Raw genomic sequence first — 10,234 nt, forward strand, 5'->3', positions numbered from 1 at the left:
GGCGACGGCGGCGTAGCGGGCGACCTCCTCCCCGACGAGCGCCGCGCCGGGGTCGTCGAACGCTCGGGGGTGCGTGGAGTAGACGTTCAGCGCGCCGATGACCGAGGACTGCAGCGGCAGCGGGACGGACAGCGAGCTGCCGACCCCGCGCTCGGCGGCGGCGGGCGTGTAGGCCGGCCACCGCTCCTCGGTGCGCATGTCGGAGATGAGCAGCGTGATGCCGGCCCGCCCCGCGTCCATGCAGGGCCCGTAGCCGCGCTCGTACTGCAGCTCGTCGGCGTCGAGCGAGAGCTGCCCGGTGTGGGCCGCGGTCCAGGCCCGGTCGCCCTCCACCAGGGTCAGGGAGACGTCTTCCGCGGGCTCGACCGCGTCCCGAGCGAGGGCCGTCAACCGGTCGAGGACCGCCTCCAGCGGCTCGTCGGCGAGGACTATGCCGGCGAGCTCCTGCAACACCTCGTGCGTCGAGCTCACGGAGCGCCTCCTCCCGCAGCTGATGACCCCGTGTCGCCAGCGACGTTCCCCCGCGGGCGGCGACGGAACCTCGCTCACCCGCCCGGCCGCTTCCCCACCGCCCCGGCCCGCGGTATTCACCGGCCCGCTCGGCGCCCTGCGACCCCCCTGAGTGGCCTATGCATGGGGCGATCTGCACCGTCGATCACTGGGACATGGGCCTCCGCCAGCGAATCGCCGTCTCCGCCGTCACCGGCACCCTCGGGGTGGGGGCCTTCGCGGTCGCCCTCGCCGCCTCGCTCGGCGGCGGGGGGACGACCAGCGCCGCCGTGCTTCCGAACTTCTACGACCTGCCGCCGGAGAACCCGGCGGCAGGCGTTGTCTACACCGGGCTCGAGGTCGACCAGTCGGCCTGCCCGGAGGTGCTGACGGTGCGGGTCCCGGGGCTGCCCGACGCGTGCGCGCACCTGGACGAGGCGCCGCCGGGTGTAGACGTGCGCAAGCCGCTCTCCACTGCGGACGCGGTCAAACGCAAGGGGGCGTCGGCGCTCGCGGTCATGGCGGCGAACGAGCTCGGCGTCCCGACCCCGGCGCAGTACGCCGCCGGCTCCGACGTCACGTGTGACGGCGACGGCACCAGCGGGTTCCGCGTGCAGGGCGTCTACGTGACCGAGGTCGGGAAGGCCAACCGCTACAGCAGCCTCCTCCCGAGCCTCTACCAGTGGGCGGCCGGCGTCGACGACGTCGTCAACCGCTCCGCGGCGCTGACCGGCGGCGTCCGCCAGCTGCGCTGGGTCACGACGGGGACGGGCACCTGCAAGGCGTCCATGCTCAACGTCACCCTCCCCGCCGGCAGCCTCTCCTCCTTCAACGCGACCATCAGCGCGATGCGGACAGCGGGCTTCGGATTGGCGAATCGCAAGTACGTCATGTGGACCGAGGGCACGCAGTACTGCGGCATCGCCACGACGTACACCGACGAGAAGGCGACGCAGGACAATCTGAACAACGGCTACGCCGCGCAGTACGCCCGCATCGACCCCCAGTGCTGGGGCTCGAACGGCGGGCACAGCGTCGAGGCGCACGAGCTCGTGCACACCCTCGGGGCGGTGCAGAACGGCGCTCCGCACAGCACGAAGGCCGGCCACTGCTGGGACGAGAGCGACACCATGTGCTACCGCGACGGCGGGCCGGTCTCGACGATGAAGCAGATCTGCCCGGTGGAGAACGAGTACCTCATCGACTGCAACAGCGACGACTACTTCTCGACGTTCCCGCCCGCCGGGTCCTACCTCGCGACGCACTGGAACGCGGCCGACTCGAAGTACCTCATCGGCGGCGGTGACGGCAGCGGCGGCGGGAGCGCCGGCGTACCCACCGTCGTCGGAGCGAGCGCAACGGTGAACAACCCCGCGATACCAGGCCTTCCGACGCAGGCGACGGTCTCGCAGCAGATCCCGGCGGGCGTCACCACGACCGTCCAGTGGAAGGCCGGCAACGCCTCCTGCATCATCTCCGACCCGACGGCCGAGCAGACCGACGTCACGTGCCCGGCCGTCCTCACCGCCGCGACCTTCGTCACCGCGACGGTCACCGGAAGCAACGGCCAGTCGGCGACGGTCCGCGTCCCGGTCACGTTCGCCACCACGCCCAAGCGCGCCGCGACCGTCACGACGAGGGTGGCCGGCTCGGCCGCCGCGTCCTACGCCGGGTGCACCGGTGCCGCAGCGCCCGTCGGCGCGACCGTGGTCGACACGGCCACCGGGCTGCCGGTCTACGGTCTGCCCGTCGAGGTGCTGCGCAGGACCGCGACGATGACGGCGCCAGCGGTGGCCAAGAGCGTCGTGACGGACGCCAAGGGCGTGGCCGCCGGAGACCTGGCGCTCAGCGGCCAACTGACGCTCAGCAGCCGGTCCAAGGCCGCGGGCGCCTTCGACCTCTCGAACGCCGCGAACACGGTCGACGTCAACACGACGAAGTGCACGCCGAACGCCAGCCTCTCGCTGTCGACGGACGAGGCGTGGTACGGCGACAAGGTCACCGGCACCGTGACGCTCACCCGGGAGGACGGGTCCGGCGAGCAGGTCCCGGTGCCCTCGCAGAGCGTCAGCCTGGCCCTGCTGAAGACGGGCGCGACGACGGCGACCACCCTCGCCAGCGGGGTCACCAACGCCTCCGGCGTCGCCACCATCACGTTCACCGGCACGGCGAGCGGCACCGTGACCGCGAAGCTCGCGGCCAACGCGGCGTTCAACGCGGCGGCGTCCTCGGCCCAGGCGCTCACGATCGACAACCCGACCACCACGCTCACCGCCGCCGCCGACAAGGACACGGTGTTCTACGGCGACCCGGTGACCGTCACGGGCAAGCTGACCAAGACCCAGGACAGCGCCGTGCCGCTCGCCGCGAAGAGCGTCGCCGTCCAGATCACCAAGCCCGGCGCGACCACGGCCACGACCCTCGCCAGCGGCGTCACCAACGCCAACGGGGAGTACTCCGTCGTCGTGAAGCCGACGTACGGCGGGGCGCTCGGCGTCTCGTACGCCGGCGCGGCCGGGCTGCCCGCGGCCAAGGCGAGCATCGGCGGCCTCACCGTCGACCTGCCCACCACGGCACTCACCGCGTCCCCCGCGGGCTCCTCGGTGCTCTACAAGGCCGCGTACACCGTCACCGGCAAGCTGACACGGACCGCCGGCGCGACAACTGGCGTCGCGGCCAAGACGGTGACGCTGCAGGTGCAGAAGGCCGGCACGACGACGTGGGCGGCGCTGAAGACGGCCGCCACCACGGCGGACGGGTCCTACGCGATCAGCGCGGCCCCGACGTACGGCGGCAAGGTGCGCGTGGTCTTCGCCGGCGTGGCGGGCCTGCCCGCAGCGACCGCAGACCTGCCCGACCTCACGGTGCAGGACTACGGCACCGGCGCGACGCTCACATTGAGCAAGGCGGCCGTCGTCAAGGGCACCGCCACCGTCGCCAGCGGCTCGGTCACCCGGACCGCCGGCGGCACGACCAGCGTCGCGGCCGGCCTCGCAGTCAAGGTCTACCTCGTCCCGTCGGACGGCACGGCGGCCGTGCTGCTGGGGACCGCGACCTCCACGGCGAGCGGGACGTACTCGATCAGCGTGAAGCCCGCGAAGAGCGGCAAGGTCGAGGCCCGGGTCGGGGGCGTGGCGGGCTACACCGCCTCCACGAGCCCGGGGAGCGACGTCACGGTCAGCTGACCTTTCCCCACGGCGGCGCCCTCCTCTGGGAGGGCGCCGCCGTCGTGCTTCACCCGCCGTCGTGCTTCACCCGGCGTCGTCGCCGCTCGCGACCGCGTGCGGCTCGAAAGCCGGGCAGCGGCCGCCGGGCTCGACGAGAGGCTCGAAGTGCCAGGGCTCGTTGGCGTAGCGCCGGCACAGCCCGTACGCCGCCCCGTGCTCCTGCAGCCAGGCCATCCCCTCCGCCGGCCCGACGTCCACCGCCTCCCCGCGCACGTGCGCCGAGTCCTCCGGCGGCAGCACCCACTGCGTCGCGGCGCTGCGGGACCCGTACTTCTCGATGGCCTCGTCGAGCAGCCGCTGCTGGTGCTCGGCGCTGCGCCGGCCGGACGTCACCTCGAGCCGCACGCCGTCGGCGTGCGCGGCGGCCAGCGCGGCATCCACTCGCCGGGTGAGCTCGGGGTCGAGGCTCCCCTCGTCACCGGAGGAGACCTGCGGGGCGACGAAGGTGGCGATGGCGAGGACGAGCAGCGCGGCGGGCAGCCGCAGGACGCGGGGGGAAGGCATGCCACCAGGGTTCGTCGCGCAGGCCTCCCCGGGCCTCGGGCCAAGGTGCCGCAGCTGTCGACCGGAGGACCTGCCCACCGGTACCGCAGGACGAGGGCCCCGGCACCCGGGCGTCGTGGCCCCACTGCACGTCGGGGACACCTCGGCCCCGCTCCGTCAGCAGGCGAACGCTCGGCGGGTCACGCACGGCACAGACCGCAGGCCGCGGCGACGGCAGGCTTCTCGTCATCAGCCAGCAGGCACTCCACCGAGGAGCTACGTCCATGAGCATCTCCCGCGCGCTGCAGACCGTCACCCGGGCCGTCGCCGTCACCGCCGCCGCGACGGCTGTCATCACAGGAGCTCTCGGAGCGGGGGCCGCAGCCGCCTCGGCGGACGTCGCCGCCGACAGCAGCACGGTCTCGACGACTGCGGCGGTCGACCTGTCGACGCGGGCCGGCTCGCTGGCGTTCTTCCGCTCGGACTACACCCCGTCGCCGGCCGCCGGGTGGACCGGGAACGCCGGAGGCTGCGTCGCAGGGACGACGAGCCAGGCGTTCAAGGACTCGGTCGCCAAACGGATCAACTACTTCCGCGCCATGGCCGGCGTGCCCGCGAGCACGACGATCGACCCGACGACCAGTGCGAAGGCCCAGCAGGCCGCGCTGATGATGTCGGCGAAGGGCGCGCTCAGCCACACCCCGGACGCCGCGTGGCCCTGCAACACCGCGGACGGCACGCAGGCCGCTCTCAAGTCGAACCTGAGCCTGGGCTCGTCCGGCGCCGACGCGATCACCGCTTACATGAAGGACGGCGGCGCGGGCAATACCGCCGTCGGCCACCGGCGCTGGGTGCTCTACCCCCAGACGCAGAAGTTCGGCACCGGTGACGTCCCGACCGGAACGCAGGCCAATTCGCTCTGGGTCACCGACGCGAACGCCGGCGGCCCGCGTCCGGCGGTCCGCACCGGCCACGTCGCCTGGCCGCCGGCCGGCTACGTGCCCATCAACGTCATCTTCCAGCGCTGGTCGTTGTCCTACCCGGGCGCGAACTTCACCAACGCGACCGTGACCATGACCCGCGACGGCGTGGCGTACGCGGTGGCCAAGCAGCCGGTCACCACCGGGTACGGCGAGAACACCCTCGTCTGGCAGGTGCCGGACATCGCCGACGGGGCGACCATGGCCGCTCCCGCAGCCGACGTCCGCTTCACCGTCAGCATCACCGGGGTGACGGGCACGAACGTCCCGACGTCGTTCAACTACACCGTCACCGCCTTCGACCCGGACCCCAAGCCCGACCTCGTCGTCACGGACATCACGGCGAACCCGGTCAGCCCGAAGAGCGGTGACGCGGTGACCTTCAGCGCCGTGATCAAGAACATCGGCAACGGGCCGAGCCCCGCGGGCGTGGCCAACACCGTCCAGTTCACCGCCGACAACTACCTCGCCGGCACCGCCACGACCACCGCCTCCCTGCCCGTCGGCGCCTCCACCACGGTGACAGCGAGCGGGTCGGGCGCGCCGTGGACCGCGACGGAGGGCGTGCGGACCGTGGCCGCGTCGGTGGACCACTCGAGCAGCGTGTGGGGCGGCAACATCGCCGAGACCGACGAGTTCAACAACCGCTACCAGGAGTCGTTGACGGTCGCGCCCAAGCCGCAGGGCATCGACCTGCAGGTCTCGAGCCTGAGCTTCGCCCCGGTCGCTCCTGTCGCCGGCCAGCCCGTGCAGTTCACCGCCCAGGTCGTGAACCGCGGCACCGTCGCGAGCGGCGCGTTCCAGGTGGCGTTCAAGGTCGACGGCGCGCAGGTGCAGACGGGCTCGTTCAACGGGACGCTGAGCCCCAACTACACGACCACGATCACCGGCACCGTGCCGAGCTCCTGGGTCGCGACCGCCGGCAACCACACCCTCGTCGTGACGGCCGACAGCACGAACGTGGTCGCCGAGAACAACGAGACGAACAACTCCTCGACCGTGCCGATGGCGGTGGCCACGGTTCCCACCACGCCCGCCCCCGGTGCACAGACCTACACCAACGCCGGTGACGTCACCATCCCCGACGCCGGCGCGGCGGTCACCTCCGCCATCAGCGTCTCCGGCCGTACCGGCACCACCTCCGTCGTCAAGGTGACGGGGACGATCAAGCACACGTTCCGCGGTGACCTCGTCGTCGACCTTCTCGCGCCCGACGGCTCCGCCTACAACATCAAGGCCTCCTCCACGACCGACGGCGCCGACGACGTGGTGCTCGACCTGCAGGTCCCCGTCTCCGCCGAGTCCGTCAACGGCACCTGGAAGCTGCAGGCCCGGGACGCGTTCAGCGCCGACACCGGGTTCATCGACAGCTGGTCGATCACCCTCTGACCCGCGCCCGTGCGGTCACGCGGCCCGGCGAGCAGCCTGCTCGCCGGGCCGGGCGCTGTGCGGTGGCCGCCCGCTGTGGCGCGCCTCCGGCCCGCGGCGCCTCTCACTCCGTGAGTCCGCGAGCCAGCTGCGCGCAGTGCTCGAACGGGATCGCCCGCACCAGCGGGTCGGCGTGCCGGTGCACGACCTGCCAGCGCTCCCCGTCCCGACGGAACACGAGGGTGACACGCAACTCGAACCCAACCGAGGTCGGACCGCCGTAGGGCGGCATCAGCGTGTAGTCGGACGGGTGGTCGAAGAGCGAGAGGTAGTGCCGGACGTCGCCGCGTCGTGCCCGTGCGAGTGGCCGGATGTAGGCGTCCGCGGCCTCGGTCATCCGCGCGACGAGCGCGCTGAGGTCGTCGGCGGTGATGGCGTCGCCGTCGGGGATGCAGTCGTCGTCGGCCATGCTCGTCAACGTCGCACCGGGCCGCCGGGCTGTCGAGACCCGGCAGCGCCCGTGGACGCGGCAGCAGCAGGCCGAGCCCCAGCGGCCCGGTGGCGGGCACCCCGCCCAACGCCGTCGCCGGCGCCCGAAGATCGCTCAGGACAAACCGTCACTTAGCGGCGCATACTCGGCTCGGAGCGTGAGGGCTGCCGGCCCTCGCCCGGTCCCCGAGGAGCCCTGTGACCACTTCCGCTTCGCCGCGCCGGCTGGCCCGCTGGCTGCTGCCGGTCGCCGCGGGCACGACCTGCCTGCTCGCCGTCCCGATGAACGCGTCCGCCGCCGCGGCACCGCCCGAGGCCCCGGTCCGCGTGCCGGCGGGGGCCACCCCGATCGCCGGCGCGTACATCGTCGTCCTCAAGGACGGCACCGCCCTGCCCGCCGAGCAGACCCGGGAGAACGCGCGCGACGTGGCGGCCGAGCAGGGCGAGCGCGCCGACACCGTCTTCGACGCCTCCGTGCGCGGCTTCGCCCTCCGCTCCGACGACCGCACGGCGCGCCGCATCGCCGCGGACCCGCGCGTCGCCTACGTCGAGCAGGACACCGTCGTGAGCCTGGCCGCGACACAGAGCCCAGTGACGTGGGGGCTCGACCGCATCGACCAGCGCGCCCTCCCGCTCAGCGGGTCCTACACGTACGCGACCGATGCCGCCAACGTCACCGCGTATGTCGTGGACACCGGCATCCTCACCGCGCACCAGGACTTCGGCGGCCGGGCCACCGCCGGCTACGACGCTATCGGCGACGGGCGGAACGGCCAGGACTGCAACGGGCACGGCACGCACGTCGCCGGGACCGTGGGCGGCGCGGCGTACGGCGTGGCGAAGGCCGTGCGGCTCGTCTCGGTGCGCGTGCTGAACTGCTCGGGCAGCGGCAGCAACTCCGGCGTCATCGCGGGCGTCAACTGGGTGACGGCGAACGCGGCGAAGCCCGCGGTGGCGAACATGAGCCTCGGCGGGTCGGCATCGTCCGCGCTCGACACCGCCGTGCGCAACTCGATCACCTCCGGCGTGACGTACGCCCTGGCGGCCGGCAACGAGAGCACCAACGCGTGCAGCTCCTCGCCGGCGCGGACGGCCGAGGCCATCACGGTCGGGGCGACGACGTCGACGGACACGCGGGCGTCGTACTCGAACTACGGCAGCTGCCTCGACCTCTTCGCGCCGGGCAGCGCGATCACCTCCGACTGGTGGACGGACCCGACGGCGACGAACACGATCAGCGGCACCTCGATGGCGTCACCGCACGTGGCCGGGGCCGCGGCGCTCTACCTGTCGGCCAACCCGTCCGCGGCACCGGCCGCGGTGCGCGACGCGCTCCTGGCGGCGGCGACGCCTGGCGTCGTCGGCAGCCCCGGCACCGGGTCGCCGAACCTGCTGCTCTCCACCGGTTCCGGCGGCACGGCGACGCCGCCACCCACGACCCCGACCCCGACCCCGGGCAGCTGGTCCAACGACACGGACCTCCCGATCCCGGACGCGGGGCCTGCTGTCGAATCCGCAATTTCGGTTTCGGGTGTCAGCGGGAGCGCGCCGGCCGCGCTGAAGGTCTCGGTGGCCGTACGCCACACCTTCCGCGGTGACGTCGTGCTCACGCTCGTCGCCCCGACCGGAGCGACCGTGCAGCTGAAGGCCGCGAACAGCCGGGACGGCGCCGATGACGTCGTCGCGACCTACACCGTCGACGCCTCGAGCCAGCCGCTGGCCGGCACCTGGCGGCTGCGCGCGCAGGACGTCTATCGCACCGACACCGGCTACCTCGACTCGTGGAGCCTGTCGACCGGCTGACGCCGCCCTCGACGCGAGACGCGCCGCACGGTCCCGCACGGAGCGGGGATCGTGCGGCGCGTCCTCCGTCGAGGCGGCCCCGGTCAGGCCGAGGCCGCCGCCGCGACGGTCGCGCGCGCCTCGGCCAGCGGCCCGGCGTCGACCCACTCCTCGACCGACACGCGCTCGGCGAGATAGCCGTGCGCGTGCAGGAAGGCCTCCTGCTGCGCGAGCAGGTCCAGCCGGTCGGCGGCCAGGCTCGGGTGCAGCGCGAGGTGGAAGCCTTCGGCGTACGCGGTCCGGACCCCCTCCGCCCCGGACCGCGTCTCGCGCGCCAGGATCGCGCGCACCTCCTCCGGGTGGGCCGCGGCCCAGTCGGCGGCCTGCAGGGTGCGGCGCAGGAAGCGGACCAGGAGGTCGGGCCGCGCCTGCAGCAGGCTCTCGTGCACGGTGATCGGCCGCGGCGTGCCGTTGTTGACCCGGTGCCGGCGGTCCGGCAGCGCGTCGAGGTCGACCGCCACGACGGCACCGACGGCGGCCGCCTGCTCGGCCGCGCGCGCACCCTTGACGTAGACCGCGTCCACCCGTCCGTCGGCGAGCTCGCGCAGCCCGGGCCAGAACGCGTCCCGGGAGGCGGCGTCGATGCCGACCGACGGGTCCGGGTCGTCCGTCACCTCGACGAGCTCCACGTCGCCGAGGCCGAGCCTCGCCGAGGCGAGCGCGCCGGCGAAACCGGAGACCGCCATCGCCCGCGGGAAGCTCTGGCCCTTCGTGGCGGCCCACTCCGGCACCGCCGCCCGCGCCCCGCGCAGCGCTGCGGCGGCGTCGATGCCCGAGCCGGCGCGTACGACGATCGCCTGCCGCTCCTCGATCCAGGTCAGCCCGAGCAGCCGGGTACGCGCCCCCTGCGAGCGCGCGACCAGGGCCGGGACGTTGCCGCCCTCCCGGAAGAGCCCGGGCAGCTCGTGGTCGAAGTGGTGGCGGGCGATCTCCGGCGGGGCGTCCTGCAGCACCCCGACGGCGATCCCGTCGGGGGCGAACTCCCCGTCGAGCCAGCCGAGGTTGTGCGCGATGCCGCTGGCGGTGGGGACGGGGCAGCGGGTGAACCAGATGGCGTCCAGCTCGGGAGCGGCTGATGTCGTCATGTGAAGCTCCCTTCCTGCGTCACTTGAGCGACGCGACGTCGACGCTCGAGGCCTTCACGTCCACCGAGGACGGGATGACCTTCTGGTCGGCCCAGAAGTCGGCCTCGGTCTGGAACGACTGCTGCGCGGCGGCGTCCACGGGCAGCAGGTCGGAGACGGGGACGGTCTTCAGGAAGTCGATGGTCGGTGCCGAAAGGCCGTTCTCCTTCCACGCGGCCTGCAGCGTGGTGGGGTCGGCGGTGACCTTCTCCACCTCCGCGTCGAAGGCGTC

The 10,234-nt window shown here is 73.3% G+C and carries 8 protein-coding genes; 3 read left to right on the top strand and 5 right to left on the bottom strand.

The annotated features are described in order from the left end of the window. A partial coding sequence (locus G9H71_RS19175) for a GAF domain-containing protein (RefSeq protein ID WP_166284396.1) occupies positions 1 to 471 on the bottom strand: 471 nt, incomplete at its 3' end. A gap of 194 nt (positions 472 to 665) precedes the next feature. On the opposite strand from G9H71_RS19175, the gene G9H71_RS19180 reads away from it, so the two are divergent. Next, entirely contained in the window at positions 666 to 3,674 is a 3,009-nt protein-coding gene (locus G9H71_RS19180; RefSeq protein ID WP_166284397.1) for a hypothetical protein, read from the top strand. 66 nt (positions 3,675 to 3,740) lie between these two features. Here the strand turns inward: G9H71_RS19180 and G9H71_RS19185 are convergent, their stop codons facing one another. Then, entirely contained in the window at positions 3,741 to 4,220 is a 480-nt protein-coding gene (locus tag G9H71_RS19185) for a M15 family metallopeptidase (protein ID WP_166284398.1), read from the bottom strand. Positions 4,221 to 4,483: 263 nt separating this feature from the next. On the opposite strand from G9H71_RS19185, the gene G9H71_RS24700 reads away from it, so the two are divergent. After that, positions 4,484 to 6,568, top strand: a complete 2,085-nt coding sequence (locus G9H71_RS24700; protein ID WP_166284399.1) for a CARDB domain-containing protein — start codon at positions 4,484 to 4,486, stop codon at positions 6,566 to 6,568. Positions 6,569 to 6,671: 103 nt separating this feature from the next. Here G9H71_RS24700 and G9H71_RS19195 read toward each other — a convergent pair whose 3' ends face one another. After that, a complete protein-coding gene (locus G9H71_RS19195) occupies positions 6,672 to 7,016 on the bottom strand; it encodes a nuclear transport factor 2 family protein (protein WP_166284400.1) in 345 nt (114 codons plus the stop codon). Positions 7,017 to 7,318: 302 nt separating this feature from the next. Between G9H71_RS19195 and G9H71_RS19200 the strand changes: the two genes are divergently transcribed. Continuing rightward, on the top strand, positions 7,319 to 8,839 hold the full coding sequence (locus G9H71_RS19200) for a S8 family peptidase (RefSeq protein WP_166284403.1): 1,521 nt from the start codon (positions 7,319 to 7,321) through the stop codon (positions 8,837 to 8,839). 83 nt (positions 8,840 to 8,922) lie between these two features. Here the strand turns inward: G9H71_RS19200 and G9H71_RS19205 are convergent, their stop codons facing one another. Further along, the gene (locus G9H71_RS19205; RefSeq protein ID WP_166284401.1) at positions 8,923 to 9,963 is read right to left on the bottom strand and encodes an ABC transporter substrate-binding protein; all 1,041 of its coding nucleotides are present in this window, start codon (positions 9,961 to 9,963) and stop codon (positions 8,923 to 8,925) included. Positions 9,964 to 9,982: 19 nt separating this feature from the next. After that, positions 9,983 to 10,234: hypothetical protein (locus tag G9H71_RS19210; RefSeq protein WP_166284402.1), on the bottom strand; the 252-nt coding region annotated here is incomplete at its 5' end.

Source organism: Motilibacter deserti, assembly GCF_011250635.1.
GTDB classification, from domain to species: Bacteria; Actinomycetota; Actinomycetes; order Motilibacterales; family Motilibacteraceae; genus Motilibacter_A; species Motilibacter_A deserti.